The sequence below is a fragment of the Pseudomonas moorei genome (assembly GCF_042846945.1).
Taxonomy (GTDB): domain Bacteria; phylum Pseudomonadota; class Gammaproteobacteria; order Pseudomonadales; family Pseudomonadaceae; genus Aquipseudomonas; species Aquipseudomonas moorei.
On the sequence record NZ_AP035776.1, the window covers coordinates 389,106 to 407,599 of the forward strand.

Sequence of the window (18,494 nt, forward strand, 5' to 3'; positions counted from 1 at the left end):
TGGGGCTTGCCCCACGACCAGGCCGAGAACAACAAAAAACTGTCTTAAGGCAGAGCCTGTACTGGTTGGATCGTAAGATCACTGCAACACAGCGACCAAAGCAATCCGTTTGCTCTTGGCTCCCGATTGGGAGGGTCATGAAGGAAGACTTCATGGCGAGGGCACTTAACAAAAACAAAAAGCCCGAAACCAATAACAAAAACAGAGCATGCAACTACTTCTTGGGGAGCTTCGGCTCCCCTTGTAGTTTCTGGCTTCAAGCCAGACTACGACATCTCCTTCAAGCGCTTTCGCAGCTTCCTACACCATCCCCCGACTAAATGCTAGAATCCCCGCCCATCATGCGGTCATTCTTTGTTTTTGGCCGAACATTCCTTCAAACAGTGCATCCCATGCTGAAGAAGCTGTTCCAGTCATTCCGTACTCCCCTGCGTCGTACGCAACACATCCGCAGCACGCCTGAAGTGCTCAACAGCGGCCAACACTCGCTGCAAAAGGCTCAATTCAGCCGTTATGCGGTGAATATCGTCGAACGCCTGCAGGGCGCCGGCTACCAGGCGTACCTGGTCGGCGGTTGTGTGCGCGACATGCTGCTCGGCATCACGCCGAAAGACTTCGACGTCGCCACCAGTGCCACCCCCGAACAGGTACGGGCCGAATTTCGCAACGCGCGGATCATCGGTCGCCGGTTCAAACTGGTGCATATCCACTTCGGCCGAGAAATCATCGAAGTCGCGACTTTCCGCGCCAATCACCCGCAAAACGATGAAGAGGAAGACAGTAACCAGTCCTCCCGCAACGAGAGCGGGCGCATCCTGCGCGATAACGTCTATGGCACCCTGGAAGAAGACGCACAACGCCGCGACTTCACCATCAACGCCCTGTATTACGATCCGGTCAGCGAGCGCATCCTCGACTACGCCAACGGCGTGCACGACATCCGCAATCACCTGATCCGTCTGATCGGCGATCCGAAGCAACGCTACCAGGAAGACCCGGTGCGCATGCTGCGGGCCGTGCGTTTCGCCGCCAAGCTGAATTTCGGCATCGAAAAGCACAGCGCGCTGCCAATTCGCGATCTGGCACCGATGCTGCGTGAAATCCCTTCAGCCCGCCTGTTCGAAGAAGTGCTCAAGCTGTTCCTCTCCGGTCATGCCGCGGACACCTTCGAGATGCTGGTCGACCTGCAACTGTTCGACCCGCTGTTCCCGGCCAGTGCCGAAGCGCTCGAATACAACCCGACCTACACCCACACCCTGATCAGCGAAGCGCTGATCAATACCGACCTGCGCATCAAGCAGAACAAACCGGTAACTCCGGCCTTCCTGTTTGCAGCGCTGCTTTGGCCTGCGTTGCCGGCACGGGTACTGCGCCTGCAGGAACGTGGCATGCCGCCCATTCCGGCGATGCAGGAAGCGGCTCACGAGTTGATCGCCGAACAATGCCAGCGCATCGCCATTCCAAAACGCTTCACCATGCCGATCCGCGAAATCTGGGACATGCAGGAGCGCCTGCCACGGCGCAGCGGCAAACGCGCCGACCTGCTGCTGGACAACCCGCGGTTCCGTGCCGGTTACGACTTCCTGCTGTTGCGCGAAAGCGCGGGCGAGCAGACCGATGGCCTGGGCGAATGGTGGACGGATTATCAGGACGCCAATGAAAGCGAACGTCGCGACATGATCCGTGACCTCAGCGGCAAGGACGAAGGCACCGGCGCACCGCGCAAGCGTCGCCGCAGTGGCGGCTCCAAACGCAAGCGCGCTGCAGGCGCTTCGAGCACCACGGGCGAATAATCCATGGAACGCATCTACATCGGCATGGGCAGCAATCTGGCGGCCCCCGCCGAACAGTTGCGCAGCGCCGTCGCTGCGCTGGCACGGCTGCCGCAATCGGAGCTGGTCGGTGTCTCGGGGTTTTATCAAAGCGATTCGCTGCTCCCTGGCCAGCCGCGCTACACCAACGCCGTCGCCGCCCTCGACACTGATTTGGCGCCGCTGGATCTGCTGGATGCATTGCAAGCCATCGAGAACGAACAGGGCCGCGAGCGCCTTGAACGCTGGGGACCGCGCACTCTGGATCTCGATATCGTGCTGTTCGGCGATCGACTGATCGATGAACCCCGCCTCAAGGTGCCGCACTATCACCTGCAGGAACGGGCCTTTGTCCTGTATCCGCTGGCGGAGTTGGCGCCAGCCGATCTGCGTTTGGCCGATGGTCGCGACCTCAGCGGATTGCTCGCCGCCTGCCCGTTCGTCGGCCTGGAACGCCTGTCCCCGAATTGACCGAAATACCCTAGTGGGCGCGAGCCCGTTCCCACATTGGTCTGGTATCGGTCCTACAGAATTTGCTGAATCGCATCAGTTACCCCGGTAACACCCCAGACGTAACAATGCGGTAACACACCCAATTGACTTCCCGAGTTCTCCTCACGACTATAGGCGTCCCGTTGCCGTCAACACGGCGTTGAAGGGCGCAATCCAGGCCTTACAAGCACGACAAAAGAACGTGCGCCTGTATTTAACGAAGAATCACGCGCGTTACTCGCAGTAGTTTCCACAGCGCCTGAATGAGGAACTTTTCATGCCAGCCATCACCCTGACCACGCTGCAAGGTCTTAAGCAAAAAGGTGAAAAAATCACCATGCTGACCTGCTATGACGCGACCTTCGCCCACGCCTGCAATCAGGCTGGCGTTGAAGTTTTGCTGGTGGGCGACTCCCTCGGCATGGTTTTGCAGGGCCACGACAGCACCCTGCCGGTCACCACCGCAGAAATGGCTTATCACGTGGCTGCGGTCAAGCGCGGTAACACCGATGCGCTAATCCTCGCCGACCTGCCGTTCATGGCCTATGCCACCACCGAACAGGCCATGGCCAACAGCGCGCTGCTGATGCAGGCTGGCGCGCACATGATCAAGGTCGAAGGCGCGTTGTGGCTGGCGGATTCGATTCGCCTGCTCGCCGAACGCGGCATCCCGGTATGCGCGCACATGGGGCTGACGCCGCAATCGGTCAATATCCTCGGCGGTTACAAAGTCCAGGGCCGCAACGAAAACCAGGCACGGCAGATGCGTGCCGATGCGATCTCGCTGGAACAGGCTGGCGCGGCAATGCTGCTGCTCGAATGCGTTCCCAGCGAACTGGCGGAAGAAATCACCCAGGCGGTAAAAATTCCGGTGATCGGTATTGGCGCCGGCCATGGTACCGACGGTCAGGTACTGGTCTTGCACGACATGCTGGGCCTGTCCATGACCGGCCGCGTACCCAAATTCGTGAAGAATTTCATGGCTGGCCAGGAAAGCATCCACGCAGCCTTGAGTGCCTACGTCACTGAAGTCAAAGCCGCAACCTTCCCTGGCATCGAACACGGATTCTCTGCATGAACACCGTAAAAACCGTACGCGAACTGCGAGCCGCCGTGGCTCGCGCCCGCAGCGAAGGCAAGCGCATCGCTTTTGTGCCGACCATGGGCAACCTGCACAGCGGTCATATCGCACTGATTACCAAAGCCTCGCAACGGGCAGATTTCGTGGTAGCGAGCATTTTCGTCAACCCATTGCAGTTCGGCGCCGGCGAAGACCTCGACAAGTACCCGCGCACCCTCGCGGCCGATCAGGAAAAACTGCTCCAGGCCGGTTGTCATTTGCTGTTTGCACCTACCGTCGAGGAGATGTACCCCGACGGCATGGCCGGCCAGACCCGTGTCAGCGTCCCGCAACTGTCCGAAGGCTTGTGCGGCGCCAGCCGTCCGGGGCATTTCGAGGGCGTGGCGACGGTGGTCAGCAAACTGTTCAACATGGTCCAGCCTGACCTGGCGATCTTCGGCCAGAAAGACTTCCAGCAACTGGCGGTGATTCGTGCGCTGGTCCACGACCTGAACATGCCGATCCAGATCATTGGCGAGCCGACCGTTCGAGCGGCCGACGGCCTGGCGCTGTCGTCGCGCAACGGTTTCCTCAGTGAAGAACAACGGGCCGTTGCGCCGGTGGTGTACCGCACGCTGAGCGAGATCGCCGAGTCGATCAAGCAGGGTGAGCGCGACTACCCGGCCCTGATCCAGGCAAAACTGCAGCAGCTCGAAGCCGCCGGCCTGCGTCCGGATTACCTGGAAATCCGCCATGCGCTGACATTGCGTCCGGCAACGCCCGAGGATCGGGACCTGGTGATTCTGGTGGCGGCCTTCCTGGGCACGACGCGGTTGATCGATAACCTGCACCTGAATCTCGATACGCCAGCTTAAGAACTGCAAAACCTTGCAGGAGCCGAGCTTGCTCGGCTCCTGCAAGGGCTGGCCGTGACTTTGCTCACCGTATTGCCGCCCCCAACGCCATCAGGCAAACTGCCCGCCGTTCGATCCGACCCGGGAAACACTCATGCACGCCATCATGCTCAAAGCCAAGCTGCATCGCGCCGAAGTCACCCACGCAGTACTCGACTACGAAGGCTCTTGCGCCATCGATGGTGAATGGCTGGACCTGTCCGGCATTCGTGAGTACGAACAGATCCAGATTTACAACATCGACAACGGCGAGCGCTTCACCACCTACGCCATTCGTGGCGAAGAAGGGTCGCGCATGATCTCGGTCAACGGTGCCGCCGCGCACAAGGCCAAGGTCGGCGATCGTGTGATCATCTGCGCTTACGCCCACTACAGCGAAGCCGAATTGCTCAACTTCAAACCGCGCATGCTCTACATGGCGCCGGGCAATGAACTGAGCCACACCAGCAATGCCATTCCGGTTCAGGTCGCCTGACCACCCGCTATTCTCCGCACTGAAAAAACCGCCTGTTGCCCTGGCCTGCCGTATCGGTATAAAAAAGTACCGGTCGCAGGTCAGACAAAGCCAAGACAGAGCACCCCCGCGAGGTTTACTGTTACCGGCCTGCGCTATTCAATCGTGCCTACGCAGGCTGACCGGACTCGCCCAAGTGTGGCCGGGACATTCCGGGACTTTCAGTGTCATAAAGGCAGTTCAAGTAAAAAGGAAACCAGCAGCGATGGCGTATTACCGCACCCCTCATGACGTTACCGCTCTGCCCGCCTGGCAAGCGTTGAATGACCACCGCCAGGCCATGCAGGATTTCAGCATGCGCGAGGCCTTCAATGCCGACCCGCAGCGCTTTACTCAATTCACCCTCAGCAGCTGCGGCCTGTTTCTCGATTACTCGAAAAACCTGATCAATGCCGAGACCCGCAATCTGCTGGTGGGTCTGGCCAACGAAGTCGACCTCAAGGGCGCGATCAAGTCGCTGTTCGACGGCGAAATCGTCAACGCCTCCGAAGGCCGCCCTGCCCTGCACACCGCGCTGCGTCGCCCGGTTGGCGACAAGCTGTCGGTCAATGGCGTCAACGTGATGCCGGAAGTGCACAAGGTGCTGAACCAGATCACTGACCTCGTCGGCCGTATCCACGACGGCCTGTGGCGCGGTTACACCGAGAAGCCAATCACTGACGTGGTAAACATCGGTATCGGTGGCTCGTTCCTCGGCCCTGAGCTGGTGTCCGAGGCACTGCTGGCCTACGCCCAGAAAGGCGTGCGCTGCCACTACCTGGCGAACATCGACGGCAGTGAGTTCCACGAACTGGCCATGAAGTTGCGCGCCGAAACCACGCTGTTCATCGTCTCGTCGAAATCCTTCAACACCCTCGAAACCCTGAAAAACGCCCAGGCCGCCCGCGCCTGGTACCTGGCTCAGGGTGGCTCGGAAGCCGAGCTGCATCGTCACTTCATCGCGGTGTCGAGCAACAACGCCGCCGCCGTGGCGTTCGGTATCCGCGAAGAGAACATCTTCCCGATGTGGGACTGGGTTGGCGGACGTTACTCGCTGTGGTCGGCCATTGGTCTGCCGATCGCACTGGCCATCGGTATGTCGAACTTCAAGGAGCTGCTGTCCGGTGCCTACACCATGGACCAGCACTTCCTGACCGCGCCGTTCGAACAGAACATGCCAGTGCTGCTGGCCTTGCTCGGCGTGTGGTATGGCAATTTCTGGGGTGCCCAGAGCCACGCGATCCTGCCGTACGACCATTACCTGCGCAACATCACCAAGCACTTGCAACAGCTGGACATGGAATCCAACGGCAAGAGCGTGCGTCAGGACGGCACCGCCGTTTCGACCGATACCGGGCCGGTGATCTGGGGCGGCGTGGGTTGCAACGGTCAGCACGCTTACCACCAGTTGCTGCACCAGGGCACCCAATTGATTCCGGCCGACTTCATCGTGCCGATCGTCAGCTTCAACCCGGTGGCCGACCACCACCAGTGGCTGTACGCCAACTGCCTGTCGCAAAGCCAGGCGCTGATGCTCGGCAAAACCCTCGCCGAGGCGCAAGCCGAGCTGCGTGACAAGGGCATGAGCGAAGCCGAAGTGCAACGACTCGCGCCCCACAAAGTGATCCCGGGCAACCGTCCGAGCAACACCCTGGTGGTCGAGCGCATCAGCCCGCGCCGCCTCGGTGCACTGGTGGCGATGTACGAGCACAAGGTCTTCGTACAAAGCGTGATCTGGGGCATCAACGCCTTCGACCAGTGGGGCGTGGAGCTGGGCAAGGAGTTGGGCAAAGGCGTCTACAACCGTCTGGTTGGCAGCGAAGAATCTCCGGCTGACGACGCGTCCACCCAAGGCTTGATCAACTACTTCCGTGGTCGTCACCGCGGTTGATTTGATGGAGGGGGGGCAACAATGCCCCCCATTCCCTGTGGGAGCTGGCTTGCCAGCGAAGAGGGTGGGTCAGTCAAATGAATGCTGACTGTCACACCGCTTTCGCTGGCAAGCCAGCTCCTGCGAGGGTCGCACAGCTCCCCTCTTGAACCCTTTGGTCTCTCGGCGCATCTTTATCTTTGTCGCAAAACAAGAATAAGGAACCGTCATGTTCGATATCAGCACGTTTCCCAAAGCCGATGCCGTCCGCCGGGCTGCACAGTTGAGTCAGGACGACTACCATCGCCTGTACCGCGAATCCATTGAACACCCCAGCACTTTCTGGGCCGAACAGGCCAACCGTTTTCTCGACTGGAGCGCACCGTGGCAGACCGTCCAGCGCTATGACTTGAAAACCGGCGAGGCCAGCTGGTTTGCCGGCGGCCAGTTGAACGTCAGCTACAACTGCATCGACCGTCATCTGGAAAAGCGTGGCGATCAAACTGCGATTATCTGGGAAGGCGACGATCCCGCCGAATCTACACAGATCACCTACAAAAAACTGCATCACAACGTCTGTCGCCTGGCCAACGTGCTCAAAAGCCGTGGCGTGAAAAAAGGCGACCGGGTATGCATCTACATGCCGATGATTCCCGAAGCGGCGTTCGCCATGCTTGCCTGCACGCGAATCGGTGCCGTGCACTCCGTGGTGTTCGGCGGTTTCTCCCCCGATTCGTTGCGCGACCGGATACTCGACGCCGATTGCCGCACCGTAATCACCGCCGATGAGGGCGTGCGCGGCGGCAAGTTCGTGCCACTCAAACAGAATGTCGACAAAGCGCTGCAGAGTTGCCCTGACGTCAGCACAGTGGTGGTGGTCGAACGCACACAGAATCAGGTGAACTGGGTCGAAGGCCGGGATATCTGGTACCACCAAGCGTTGCGCGATGTCACCGACGACTGTCCACCCGAACCGATGGACGCCGAAGATCCACTGTTCATCCTCTACACCTCCGGCAGCACCGGCAAACCCAAGGGGGTGTTGCACACCACGGGTGGCTACCTGCTACAAGCGGCAATGACCTTCAAATACGTGCTGGACTACCGCGATGGCGAAGTCTTCTGGTGCACCGCCGATGTCGGCTGGGTGACCGGTCACAGCTATATCGTCTATGGCCCGCTGGCCAACGGCGCGACCACGCTGATCTTCGAAGGGGTACCGAGCTATCCGAGCACTTCTCGCTTCTGGCAAGTGATCGATAAACACAAAGTCAACATCTTCTACACCGCCCCCACTGCCCTGCGCGCCTTGATGCGTGAAGGTCCAGAACCGCTGAAGGAAACCTCCCGCGCCAGCGTCAGACTGCTCGGCACCGTGGGTGAGCCCATCAACCCGGAAGCTTGGGAATGGTACTTCCATGTGGTCGGCGAAGAGCGTTGCCCGATTGTCGACACCTGGTGGCAGACCGAAACCGGCGGCATCATGCTCAGCCCGCTGGTCAGCGCGCAACGAATCAAACCCGGCTGCGCCACCCAGCCGATGTTCGGCGTGCAACCGGTGGTGCTCGACGAGCATGGCAAGGAAATCAAAGGTGCCGGCAGCGGCGTGCTGGCCATTAAGTCGAGCTGGCCAGCGCAGATCCGCAGCGTCTACCGCGACCCGCAACGAATGGTCGACACCTACTTCAAACCCTATCCCGGCTACTACTTCACCGGCGACGGCGCACGTCGCGACGAGGATGGCGACTACTGGATCACCGGGCGTATCGACGATGTGATCAACGTTTCCGGGCACCGCATCGGCACCGCCGAGGTGGAAAGCGCCCTCGTGCTGCACGACAGCATTGCCGAAGCCGCCGTGGTCGGTTATCCCCATGACGTCAAGGGCCAGGGCATCTACGCCTTCGTCACCCCCATGAACGGCACCGATCCCAGTGATGACCTGAAAAAGGAACTGCTGGCCCACGTCAGCAAGGAAATCGGCAGCTTCGCCAAACCGGATCTGATCCAGTGGGCGCCCGCCTTGCCGAAAACCCGTTCGGGCAAGATCATGCGGCGTATCCTGCGCAAGATCGCCTGTAACGAACTGGACAGCCTGGGGGATACCTCGACCCTGGCCGACCCAAGCGTGGTGCAAGGCTTGATCGACAAGCGCCTGAACCAATAACGTGCCTTTGTAGGAGCGAGCTTGCTCGCTCCCGCAGAAACTGACTGAGCCCCCATGGAATTCATTCGCAGCCGTATCGAAAGCCAAATCATGAGCCTGAGCGGCCTGTCCCTGGGCAAGCTCGACCTGGAAAACCCCAAAGGCGATCCGGGCCTGTTCGGGCCTGACTCGGTGAGTTGGCAAGTGCACGGCGACTTCAGCAGCATGCTGATCGGCGGTATCAGCGCCCTGATGCTACAAGCCCTGCACCCGCTGGCCCTGGCCGGTGTCTGGGACCATTCGAATTTTCGCGAGGACATGCTCGGCCGCCTGCGCCGCACTGGACAGTTCATTTCCGGCACCACCTTTGGTTCGCGACAGGACGCCGACTGGCTGATCGAGAAAGTCCGCACCATTCATCTGCAAGTGATCGGCACGGCACCCGATGGTCGCCCCTATGCCGCCAGCGACCCCGACCTGCTGACCTGGGTGCATGTGGCCGAGGTCAGCAACTTCCTGGCCGCGCACCTGCGCTATCGCAACCCGCATCTGTCCCTGGTCGATCAGGATCGCTATTACGCAGAAATCGCATTGGTCGCCGAACGCCTGGGGGCCCGTGATGTGCCGCGTTCACGACGGGAAGTTGCCGAATACCTTGAACGCATCCGCCCGCAATTGCTCTGCGACGAACGCAGTCGCGAAGTGTTGCGGTTACTGTTGAACGCCCCGTCTCCCAGCCGTCTGGCCAAGCCTTTCGGCGGGATGATGATGCAGGCCGGGATCGACCTGCTGCCGGACTGGGCCAGTGACATGCTCGGCGTCAGCCAGAGCCCGTTGCAACGCAAACTGATCCGCGCCAGCGTCAACCGCAGTGCGCCGATGCTGCGCTGGGCGGTGCGTAATGGCTCGGTGCAGCGCGCCAAACGGCGCATGGGGCTGTTGACCTGATGCTCAGAGCTGCAAGCTTGAAGCTTGAAGCTTGAAGCTCAGTAACTGTTAAACTCCCGCGCCCAATTCCCTCCTGCAAGGCGCCCAGCATGTCTTCCTTGAATCAGGCGCTGCGCGCCGCCCTTGAATATCGCCAGGACCTGCTGGCCGAACTGCACCAGCAAGGCACCGACTGCTATCGCCTGTTCCATGGCAGCCAGGAAGGCGCCGGGGGCCTGACGATTGACCGCTACGGCCCGCAACTATTGGTGCAAAGCTTCCACCAGTCGCTGGAACGCGAAGCGCTGCTGCAACTGCATGAAATCGTCAACCAACATATGGGCCTCGACCTGCTGCTGGTCTACAACGACCGCTCCCGTGGCAACTCGCGTATCGATCGCGAAGACACCGTCTACCGCGCCGACGAAGCGGCGCTGCAAGATCTGGTCGGCCACGAATGGGGGCTCAATTACCGGGTCCGCGGGCGCCACGCCGGGCAAGACCCTTTGCTGTTCCTCGACCTGCGCAACACGCGCGGCTGGGTCAAGGACCACAGCAAAAACAAAAGTGTGTTGAACCTGTTCGCCTACACCTGTGGGGTCGGCCTCAGCGCCGCGGCCGGTGGCGCCAGCGAGGTGTGCAACCTGGACTTCGCCGAAGGCAATCTGGCAGTCGGTCGTGAAAATGGCCTGCTCAACCCGCAATTGCCGACCATGACGTTCATTCAGTCCGATTATTTCCCCGCCATCCGCCAATTGGCCGGCCTGCCGATCAGCCAGCGACGCGGGCAGAAACTGCCAAGCTATCAGCGCCTGGAACAGCGCCAGTACGATCTGGTCCTGCTTGATCCGCCAGCCTGGGCCAAGAGTGCTTTCGGCACCGTCGACCTGCTGCGCGACTATCAAAGCCTGCTGAAGCCGGCATTGCTGACCACTGCCGACAATGGCGTGCTGATCTGCTGCAACAACCTGGCCAAGGTCAGCATGGACGACTGGCGCGAACAAGTCCTGCGCTGCGCCGAGAAGGCCGGGCGGCCGGTACGAGAGTGGACGGTGATGAAACCCGGTGCTGATTTCCCGTCCATGGATCAACAACCGCCGCTGAAAACCCTGATCCTGCAGCTTTGATTCGTGTCAGACAAATCTGAAAGTTCCTGAACGGGCTGTTTGCTTCGGAACCGCAAACGCGTGCCATACTCCAAGGCACTCCGATTCAGACAGATGAAGCCACACATGTACAAAGGATTGATTCGCGCCGTCGGCGCCTTGTTGACTGCTCTGGCCCTCTACAGTCTGTTGGGCTTTCTGATTTTACCGGGCATCGCCCTGCGTGTTGCCAACCAACAACTGGCCAACTACGCCACGATGCCCGCCACCCTTCAGCGGATCGAAATCAACCCGTTCAGCCTCGAAGTGACCCTTTGGGGCTTGAGTATCGGCGAGCCCGGCAAGGAGCAGGTCGGCTTCGAACGCCTGTACGCCAACCTGCAGCTCGATAGCCTCTGGACCAGGACGCTGCATCTGTCCGATATCGAACTGGAAAAATCCAAGACCGAGATCCTCTTCGGCAAGGACGGCAAACTCAACCTGCTCGGCTTGTTCAAACTGCCACAGAGCGAACCGACGCCTGCCGATCCCAATGCCAAACCGTTCCCGTTGCGCATAGACCGGATCAATCTGGCCGGCGGTGTCGTGCACTTCAAGGATGAGCGCCCCAGCGAGCCCATCGAATTTCTCTACGACAAACTCGATTTCGAGCTTAAACACCTCAGTACCCGCCCCGAAGACAGTGCCGACATGACATTGGTCGCCATCGGCCCGGGCGGCGGGCAGGTCGACTGGACGGGTAACTTCAGCCTGATCCCGATTGCCTCCGAAGGTAGGTTGAAAATCACTGACGGCAAGATGAAGTCCTTCTGGCCCTACGTGCGCGACGCGGTGCCCCTGGACCTCGAAAGCGGGGTGGTCAATCTCAGCACCGACTACAAACTCAACCTGTCAAAGCAGACCGAATTACTGCTGAGCAATGTCGCGGTCAGTGTTGCACCTTTCGCCATCAAGGCCCCGGATGGCCGGCCGCTGGTGAAGCTTGAGCGGCTGGACGTCAGCGATACCACCCTGGACCTGGCCAAGCAGCAGGTAGTGGTCGGCAAAATCCGCAGCCACAAGCTGGAAACCTGGGCGGCCCTCGAAGCGGATGGTCAACTCGATTGGCAGAAGCTGTTCGCCAGCCAGCCGTCCAAACCGGCCGCCAAGGCCAACGCCGAACCGGCCAGCACGCCGGCAGCAGCCGATTCACCCAAGCCGGCCCCTGCTCCACCGAGCAAACCTTGGCAGGTCCTGCTCAACGACGTGCAACTGCGCGACTATCAGGTGCATCTGGCTGACCGCAAGGCACAACCGGCCGTCGCGCTGGAATTGGGACCACTGAATCTCGACCTGCAGAAGTTCGACAGTCTCAACGGCTCGCCTTTTACCCTCAAGCTCGACTCTGGCGTGGGCAAGCAAGGCAAGCTTCTGGCAGACGGTGAGGTCAATCTGGCCCCGATCAGCGCCAGACTCAACGTCCAGACCAAGGACATCGACCTGCGAGTCGCCCAGTCCTACATCACTCCTTTCATACGCCTGGAACTGCGCAGCGGCATGCTTGGCAGCGATCTGGCGGTCAATCTGAAAAGCACTGAACCCTTGGCGTTCAGCGTTACCGGGCGCGCCCAGGTCGATCAGCTGCATACGCTCGACACCCTGAAAACCCGCGACTTTCTCAAATGGCAGCAGGTCATGGTCGAAGGCCTGAACTATCAACACGGTGACAGCCTGTCGATCGACAAGATCAACCTGATGCAGCCTTATGTACGCTTCATGATCAACGATGACCGCACCACCAACATCGATGACTTGTTGATTCCGCAGCCGGCTGATTCCGGTGCCAGGCCTGCCGCCGCCAAACCTGCCGCCAGCAAGGACAAGCCACTGGGCATCCATATCGGCGGGATTGCCATCAATGACGGCTCGGCCAACTTCGCCGACTTCAGCCTGACGCCGAACTTTGCAACCGCCATCCAACAACTCAACGGGCAAATCGGCACCATCGACAGCCGCCAGGCCAAGCCCGCCAGTGTCGACGTCAAGGGCAAGGTCGACCGCTATGCACCGGTGACCATTAAGGGCGCGGTCAATCCGTTCGACCCGATGGCCAGCCTCGACATCGCCACCAGCTTCAAACGCGTGGAACTGACCACGCTGACGCCCTACTCCGGCAAGTTCGCCGGTTACCGTATCCGTAAGGGCCGACTCAATCTTGATCTGCATTACCTGATCACCAAAGGCCAGCTCAAGGCCGAAAACAAAGTGGTGGTTGAACAACTGCAACTGGGCGAAAAGGTCGACAGCCCCGACGCCGTGAGCCTGCCGCTGAAACTGGCGATTGCCTTGCTCAAGGACGTCGATGGCAAGATTTCCATCGAGCTGCCGGTCACCGGCGACCTCAATAACCCGCAGTTCAGCATCATGCCGATCGTCTGGCAGACCCTGCGCAACCTGATCGTGAAAGCCGCGGCGGCGCCATTCAAGCTGATTGGCGGGCTGGTCAGCGGCGGTGGCTCGGAAGACTTGGGGAGCGTGTCTTTTGCCCCTGGTTCCAGCGACCTGAGCAAGGACGCTGAAGCGGCGTTGGTCAAACTGTCCAACGCGCTCAAGGAACGTCCTGCCCTGCGTCTGGAAATTGAAGGCACGGCGGCGCAAAGCAGCGACGGCCCGTTGATCGCCGAACAGCGACTGGAACGGGAATACCAGTACAACTACTACAAAATGCTCCAGCGCCGTGGTGACAAAGTGCCGGCCCAGGCTTCGATGCTGGTAGTGCCGGACAACGAGAAAGGCGCGCTGCTGGAAGGGATTTATCGCACTCGCCTGAAAACTCAGCCACCCGCCGAATGGAAGGACTTGGGCAAAGAGGAACGCACGGCGAAAATGCGCGCTGACGTGATCAAATTCTGGAGTACCAGCGACGTGCTGTTGCGCCAGTTGGGGCAGGATCGCGCCAGCAGCATTAAGGATTATCTGGTCGACAAGGGCCAACTCGCCGATGACCGCGTGTACTTTATCGATGCCCAACTGGGCGAAGCGGAAAAGGACGGCAAGGTGGTTACGCCCCTGCATCTGGACGCCGAGTGAAGGAAAAGTAACGCGAGAACTGATCTCCAGTTAATGTGCAGCGCCACAATAGAACAGGCCCCGACACGAATGCCGGGGCCTGTAATGGCCACATCCTTATGGCCGTTCGCATGAACTCCTCAGATGCGACAGGCGTATCACTCGGCCCGCCTGCCGCGCCTTCTCCCAGTCCAGGCGAGAAGTCGTGCCTTACTCGGCTTTCAGGCCGTCAGCGGAGACCGCTTTGACGCCTTTGATTTTCTTGGTGATCGCCACGGCAGTGGCTTTCTGAGCGTCAGTCACCGCAACGGTGGATGACAGGGACACGACGCCTTTGTTGGTTTCAACCTTGATGTCGGTGCCAGGAATACCTTTTTCGGTGAGCAGGTCACTTTTGACTTTGGTTGTGATCCAGGTATCGGAAGTAGCTTCCTCGGCTTTGGTCATTTCACCGGCCGCCAGTGTCATGGGTGCCTGGGTGGCTTGAGTCTGTGCAAATGCAGCATTGGCCATGGTCAGGGTCAGCGCGGTTACAGTAGCGGCAGCGATAGCGAACTTCTTCATACGAGTAACTCCTGTTTTTCTGGAAAGTCTGCTGGATTTCTTTTCAGCAGGGTTACCAGAGATATTGCGAACGCTGTGCCAACTTTGAAATAAACAATAAATGCATATAAATCAATAACTTATAAAAAACGTAAATTTCCGGAATCATGCAAAATGCATGACTTCGAAATTCCCTACATGCAAGTTGCGGGTTTTACCGCAGGCCTAAGGCCATGAATTAACGCGGGTTTTCCTGAAGACCTGGTTTGTATAAAACAGGACAAAAAAATACCCCGCGAAAGGCGGGGTACTGGCAATCAGGTCATGGATCAGACTTTCGGGGCGACGCCCGTACAGCCTTTGGGCGCATAGTCCTGATCGACCGTGGTGGCGCACGTCCACCCCGTCAGGGTACGCGTCAGGGTAATGGTTTTGTTCAGCACCGGGCCGGGTGCATTCACGATTGTGCAGGCAATAGTGCCTGTGCCATCCGCCGCTTTACCGGACGCTGTCGTTGTGCAATTGGAGGTGGTCGGGGTGCCACCCACCGTCTTCAGATCCGGATCGTCGCCTTGATTGATGACATCTTCGAACGGCACCTTCAAGGCCGAAATCTCCGCCAGCCCCGCCGTCACCTTGGCCCGGGCCTGGTATTTGGAATACGCAGGAATCGCGAACGTTGCCAGAATCCCGATGATTGCGACCACGATCAGTAGCTCAATCAGGGTAAAGCCTTTTTGTTGGTTCATTGACAGCCTCCATGCATGAGTCGAATTCTCATGATCTGAAGCTGTTAGAGCACAGCCCATGCCAGGCACCGTGCCCTCTGTTGGCGGGGTGCACGACCCGCCCAACACCCTTTCCTACTCCCAGAATCCGCACTATCTGACAGTTTTTGTCACCTACCCCTGGTGGTCTGGTTCCACCGTTTGACTAGGCTCTAGATCGCGCCCCGGGTACTTCAATGCATGGCATCGCCTTCTACGATCTGGTCAGGCAATCGGCCCCGGCCGGCGGAAACTCCCCCGCAAGGCCCGGCTCAAGGAAGTTTCCCCGAGGAACGCATCGGCACATTCACGATCTATGAGCCAGTCGGGTGCGAACACTGCAACGATGGCTACAACGGGCGAATCGGGATTCATGAAGTGGCAAGTCACCAAGGACTGAACATGGCGGTCAAAGCAGCAAAAATCAGTGTGTATGCCTGGGAAGGCACCGATCGCAAAGGTGCCCGAATAACCGGCGAGCTGAGCGGACAGAACCCGGCGCTGATCAAGGCGAAATTGCGCAAGCAAGGCATCAATCCCGGTAAGGTCCGCAAGAAAACCCCGTCGCTGCTCAGTCTGGGCAAACGCATCAAGGCCCAGGACATCGCCCTGTTCACCCGGCAAATGGCAACCATGATGAAAGCCGGGGTGCCGTTACTGCAGTCGTTCGACATCATCGGTGAAGGCTTCGATAACCCGGCCATGCGCACGCTGGTGGACGACGTGAAACAGGACGTCGCGGCGGGTAACAGCTTTGCCGCGGCCCTGCGCAAAAAGCCCCGGTATTTCGATGAGTTGTACTGCAATCTGGTGGACGCCGGCGAACAGGCCGGAGCGCTGGATACTCTGTTGGAACGGGTGGCGACTTATAAGGAAAAGAGCGAAAGCCTCAAGTCCAAGATCAAGAAAGCCATGACCTACCCGCTGATGGTGGTGTTCGTCGCGATCATCGTCACCGGGATTCTTCTGGTCAAAGTGGTCCCGCAATTCCAGTCGGTATTCCAGGGATTCGGAGCCGAGTTGCCCGCCTTCACTGTGATGGTCATTGGTTTGTCGCGGTTCATGCAGGACAGCTGGTGGATGATGCTCGGGGTCACGATCGTGGCGTTGTTCGCCATTCGTCATGCCTTGAGGACGTCCCAGGCTTTTCGCGACCGAATGGACACCGGGTTGTTGAAACTGCCGCTGGTGGGCACCTTGATGTACAAATCCGCCGTGGCCCGCTTCGCCCGTACGCTGTCGACCACGTTCGCCGCTGGCGTGCCGTTGGTTGAAGCGCTGGAGTCGGTGGCTGGCGCGACCGGCAATATCGTGTTCAAGCGCGCCGTGCAACGCATCAGGCAGGATGTCTCGACGGGCATGCAGCTGAATTTCGCCATGCGTACTTCCGGTATCTTTCCGAACATGGCCATCCAGATGACCGCCATTGGCGAGGAGTCCGGTACGCTGGACGGCATGCTCGACAAGGTCGCGGGTTTCTACGAGGACGACGTCGATCATATGGTCGATAACCTCACCAGCCTGATGGAACCGTTCATCATGGTGGTGCTGGGTGTTATCGTCGGTGGCCTGGTCGTCGCAATGTACCTGCCCATCTTCCAACTCGGCTCAGCGATCTGATATGCCCCTGAACGAAATTCTTGCCCACTACCCGCTAGCCTTTGTCGTCATCGCCGGGGTGATCGGCCTGCTCGTCGGCAGCTTTCTCAATGTGCTGATCTGGCGCCTGCCGAAAATGCTCGAGCGCGAGTGGCGCATGCAGGCCCATGACATTCTCGGGCTTCCCGGCGAAACACCGCTGCCGACCTACAACCTGCTGCTCCCCCACTCCCAGTGCCCGCACTGCGGTCACCGGATTCGGGCCTGGGAAAACATTCCGCTGCTCAGTTTCGTTCTGCTGCGCGGACGCTGTTCGGCCTGTGCGGCACCGATCAGCAAACGCTACCCGCTGACTGAGCTCGCCTGCAGCCTGGTGTCGGCATTCATCGCCTGGCACTTCGGCTTCGGCTGGGCAGCCTGCATGACTCTGCTGCTGACCTGGGGACTGCTGGCCATGAGCCTGATCGACGCCAGGCATCAACTGTTACCGGACGTGCTGGTGCTGCCGCTGATGTGGCTGGGGCTGATCGTCAACAGTCTCGGCCTGTTCGTGCCGTTGCAGGATGCATTATGGGGCGCAGTCGCCGGCTATATGGCGCTGTGGTCGGTGTTTTGGTTGTTCAAACTGATCACCGGCAAGGACGGCATGGGCTATGGCGATTTCAAATTGCTGGCGATGTTTGGCGCCTGGGGTGGCTGGCAGATATTGCCGCTCACTATCCTGCTTTCGTCCCTCGCAGGCGCCTTTATTGGCTTGATTTGCTTGCGCCTGCGCAAGGCAAAAACCTCGACACCGATCCCCTTTGGGCCCTATCTGGCCATTGCTGGCTGGATTGCCTTGCTCTGGGGTGTTCAAATAACCGACTTCTATTGGCAGTTTGTCGGTTTGAAATGAATACCCCTGTGGAAAAACCCTGGATTCTCGGCCTCACCGGCGGCATCGGCAGCGGAAAAAGCGCGGCGGCCCAACATTTCATCGACCTCGGCGTGCATGTGGTCGATGCCGATCATGCTGCCCGCTGGGTGGTCGAACCGGGGCGGCCGGCGCTGGCGAAGATCGCCGAGCATTTTGGCCCGGGCGTGTTGCTGCCCGACGGACAACTGGACCGCGCCGCGCTGCGCAAACTGATCTTCGAAGTGCCGGAAGAACGCCGCTGGCTCGAAGCGTTGCTGCATCCGCTGATCGCCGAGGAAATCGCTCATCATCTGGCGCTGGCAAAATCGCCTTACGCGATTCTGGTTTCGCCGCTGTTGATCGAGTCCGGGCAGTACGCCATGACTCAACGGGTGCTGGTGATCGATGCCCCTGAACAGCTTCAGATCGAACGCACACTGCTGCGTGACCAGACAAGCGAGCAGCAGGTCCAGGCGATCCTCAAGGCCCAATCCAGCCGCCAGGATCGCCTACGACATGCCGACGAGGTGGTGGTCAACGACCGCGACCTCGCCTGGCTGCACAGCGAGGTTGAACGCCTGCATCACTTTTACCTTACTTTGCGTGGAGGCCAGTCATGAGCCAAACCCCAACCGTCGAATGCCCGACTTGCGGCGCCCCTGTCGAATGGAGTCCCGAGAGCAAATTCCGTCCGTTCTGTTCGGACCGTTGCAAACTGATCGACCTGGGCGCCTGGGCGGCGGAAGAACACAAGATCCCAGTGGCCCCCGATGCCGAGGACGAGTTGTTCAGCGGCGATTTCGATCCGCGTCACTGATGACCG

The 18,494-nt window shown here is 59.6% G+C and carries 16 protein-coding genes; 14 read left to right on the forward strand and 2 right to left on the reverse strand.

The genetic code is table 11. The annotated features are described in order from the left end of the window. Positions 1-392 precede the first annotated feature (392 nt). The 10 genes from ACGJAX_RS01865 to ACGJAX_RS01910 all read left to right on the forward strand — a co-directional run bounded on the left by ACGJAX_RS01865 (position 393) and on the right by ACGJAX_RS01910 (position 13,888). Entirely contained in the window at positions 393-1,793 is a 1,401-nt protein-coding gene (locus tag ACGJAX_RS01865) for a polynucleotide adenylyltransferase PcnB (protein ID WP_162493940.1), read from the forward strand. Positions 1,794-1,796: 3 nt separating this feature from the next. Beyond that, positions 1,797-2,282 carry a 2-amino-4-hydroxy-6-hydroxymethyldihydropteridine diphosphokinase gene (gene folK / locus ACGJAX_RS01870; protein WP_090325203.1) on the forward strand — a complete coding sequence of 162 codons (486 nt, stop codon included), beginning with the start codon at positions 1,797-1,799 and terminating at the stop codon, positions 2,280-2,282. A 298-nt stretch (positions 2,283-2,580) separates the two neighbouring features. After that, a complete protein-coding gene (panB, locus tag ACGJAX_RS01875) occupies positions 2,581-3,381 on the forward strand; it encodes a 3-methyl-2-oxobutanoate hydroxymethyltransferase (protein ID WP_247254705.1) in 801 nt (266 codons plus the stop codon). Then, complete coding sequence (panC, locus tag ACGJAX_RS01880) at positions 3,378-4,238, forward strand: pantoate--beta-alanine ligase (protein WP_247254704.1); 861 nt, start codon at positions 3,378-3,380, stop codon at positions 4,236-4,238. Before panB ends, panC begins: the two co-directional genes overlap by 4 nt. Before the next feature lie 133 nt (positions 4,239-4,371). Next, complete coding sequence (gene panD / locus ACGJAX_RS01885; protein ID WP_008153310.1) at positions 4,372-4,752, forward strand: aspartate 1-decarboxylase; 381 nt, start codon at positions 4,372-4,374, stop codon at positions 4,750-4,752. 244 nt (positions 4,753-4,996) lie between these two features. Then, entirely contained in the window at positions 4,997-6,661 is a 1,665-nt protein-coding gene (pgi, locus tag ACGJAX_RS01890; protein WP_390957288.1) for a glucose-6-phosphate isomerase, read from the forward strand. Positions 6,662-6,869: 208 nt separating this feature from the next. Then, the gene (acs, locus tag ACGJAX_RS01895; protein ID WP_390957289.1) at positions 6,870-8,807 is read left to right on the forward strand and encodes an acetate--CoA ligase; all 1,938 of its coding nucleotides are present in this window, start codon (positions 6,870-6,872) and stop codon (positions 8,805-8,807) included. Between the two features lie 54 nt (positions 8,808-8,861). Continuing rightward, on the forward strand, positions 8,862-9,734 hold the full coding sequence (locus tag ACGJAX_RS01900) for an oxygenase MpaB family protein (RefSeq protein ID WP_390957290.1): 873 nt from the start codon (positions 8,862-8,864) through the stop codon (positions 9,732-9,734). Between the two features lie 89 nt (positions 9,735-9,823). After that, positions 9,824-10,840: a class I SAM-dependent rRNA methyltransferase gene (locus ACGJAX_RS01905; RefSeq protein ID WP_090325220.1), complete on the forward strand. Its 1,017-nt coding sequence runs from the start codon at positions 9,824-9,826 to the stop codon at positions 10,838-10,840. A gap of 93 nt (positions 10,841-10,933) precedes the next feature. Further along, entirely contained in the window at positions 10,934-13,888 is a 2,955-nt protein-coding gene (locus ACGJAX_RS01910; protein ID WP_390957291.1) for a DUF748 domain-containing protein, read from the forward strand. A 189-nt stretch (positions 13,889-14,077) separates the two neighbouring features. Here ACGJAX_RS01910 and ACGJAX_RS01915 read toward each other — a convergent pair whose 3' ends face one another. Together ACGJAX_RS01915 and ACGJAX_RS01920 are read right to left on the reverse strand one after the other, a co-directional pair. Next, entirely contained in the window at positions 14,078-14,431 is a 354-nt protein-coding gene (locus ACGJAX_RS01915) for a BON domain-containing protein (protein ID WP_090325225.1), read from the reverse strand. 308 nt (positions 14,432-14,739) lie between these two features. Continuing rightward, the gene (locus ACGJAX_RS01920) at positions 14,740-15,159 is read right to left on the reverse strand and encodes a pilin (RefSeq protein WP_390957292.1); all 420 of its coding nucleotides are present in this window, start codon (positions 15,157-15,159) and stop codon (positions 14,740-14,742) included. Positions 15,160-15,579: 420 nt separating this feature from the next. On the opposite strand from ACGJAX_RS01920, the gene ACGJAX_RS01925 reads away from it, so the two are divergent. From ACGJAX_RS01925 to yacG, 4 genes are read left to right on the forward strand one after another with little or no spacing between them, the layout of a single operon-like run. Next, the gene (locus tag ACGJAX_RS01925) at positions 15,580-16,797 is read left to right on the forward strand and encodes a type II secretion system F family protein (protein ID WP_390957293.1); all 1,218 of its coding nucleotides are present in this window, start codon (positions 15,580-15,582) and stop codon (positions 16,795-16,797) included. Between the two features lies 1 nt (position 16,798). Further along, the gene (locus ACGJAX_RS01930) at positions 16,799-17,671 is read left to right on the forward strand and encodes an A24 family peptidase (RefSeq protein ID WP_248915556.1); all 873 of its coding nucleotides are present in this window, start codon (positions 16,799-16,801) and stop codon (positions 17,669-17,671) included. Continuing rightward, positions 17,668-18,291, forward strand: a complete 624-nt coding sequence (coaE, locus tag ACGJAX_RS01935; protein WP_390957294.1) for a dephospho-CoA kinase — start codon at positions 17,668-17,670, stop codon at positions 18,289-18,291. Before ACGJAX_RS01930 ends, coaE begins: the two co-directional genes overlap by 4 nt. Beyond that, positions 18,288-18,488, forward strand: coding sequence for a DNA gyrase inhibitor YacG (gene yacG, locus ACGJAX_RS01940; RefSeq protein WP_248915558.1), 201 nt, complete (start codon positions 18,288-18,290; stop codon positions 18,486-18,488). The genes coaE and yacG overlap by 4 nt, the downstream gene beginning before the upstream one ends. Positions 18,489-18,494 lie beyond the last annotated feature (6 nt).

Bases quoted from the DNA above. Each gene is read 5' to 3' on its own strand.
- ACGJAX_RS01865 (WP_162493940.1), top strand. From the start codon at position 393: ATGCTGAAGAAGCTGTTCCAGTCATTCCGTACTCCCCTGCGTCGTACG.
- folK (WP_090325203.1), top strand. From the start codon at position 1,797: ATGGAACGCATCTACATCGGCATGGGCAGCAATCTGGCGGCCCCCGCC.
- panB (WP_247254705.1), top strand. From the start codon at position 2,581: ATGCCAGCCATCACCCTGACCACGCTGCAAGGTCTTAAGCAAAAAGGT.
- panC (WP_247254704.1), top strand. From the start codon at position 3,378: ATGAACACCGTAAAAACCGTACGCGAACTGCGAGCCGCCGTGGCTCGC.
- panD (WP_008153310.1), top strand. From the start codon at position 4,372: ATGCACGCCATCATGCTCAAAGCCAAGCTGCATCGCGCCGAAGTCACC.
- pgi (WP_390957288.1), top strand. From the start codon at position 4,997: ATGGCGTATTACCGCACCCCTCATGACGTTACCGCTCTGCCCGCCTGG.
- acs (WP_390957289.1), top strand. From the start codon at position 6,870: ATGTTCGATATCAGCACGTTTCCCAAAGCCGATGCCGTCCGCCGGGCT.
- ACGJAX_RS01900 (WP_390957290.1), top strand. From the start codon at position 8,862: ATGGAATTCATTCGCAGCCGTATCGAAAGCCAAATCATGAGCCTGAGC.
- ACGJAX_RS01905 (WP_090325220.1), top strand. From the start codon at position 9,824: ATGTCTTCCTTGAATCAGGCGCTGCGCGCCGCCCTTGAATATCGCCAG.
- ACGJAX_RS01910 (WP_390957291.1), top strand. From the start codon at position 10,934: ATGAAGCCACACATGTACAAAGGATTGATTCGCGCCGTCGGCGCCTTG.
- ACGJAX_RS01915 (WP_090325225.1), bottom strand. From the start codon at position 14,431: ATGAAGAAGTTCGCTATCGCTGCCGCTACTGTAACCGCGCTGACCCTG.
- ACGJAX_RS01920 (WP_390957292.1), bottom strand. From the start codon at position 15,159: ATGAACCAACAAAAAGGCTTTACCCTGATTGAGCTACTGATCGTGGTC.
- ACGJAX_RS01925 (WP_390957293.1), top strand. From the start codon at position 15,580: ATGGCGGTCAAAGCAGCAAAAATCAGTGTGTATGCCTGGGAAGGCACC.
- ACGJAX_RS01930 (WP_248915556.1), top strand. From the start codon at position 16,799: ATGCCCCTGAACGAAATTCTTGCCCACTACCCGCTAGCCTTTGTCGTC.
- coaE (WP_390957294.1), top strand. From the start codon at position 17,668: ATGAATACCCCTGTGGAAAAACCCTGGATTCTCGGCCTCACCGGCGGC.
- yacG (WP_248915558.1), top strand. From the start codon at position 18,288: ATGAGCCAAACCCCAACCGTCGAATGCCCGACTTGCGGCGCCCCTGTC.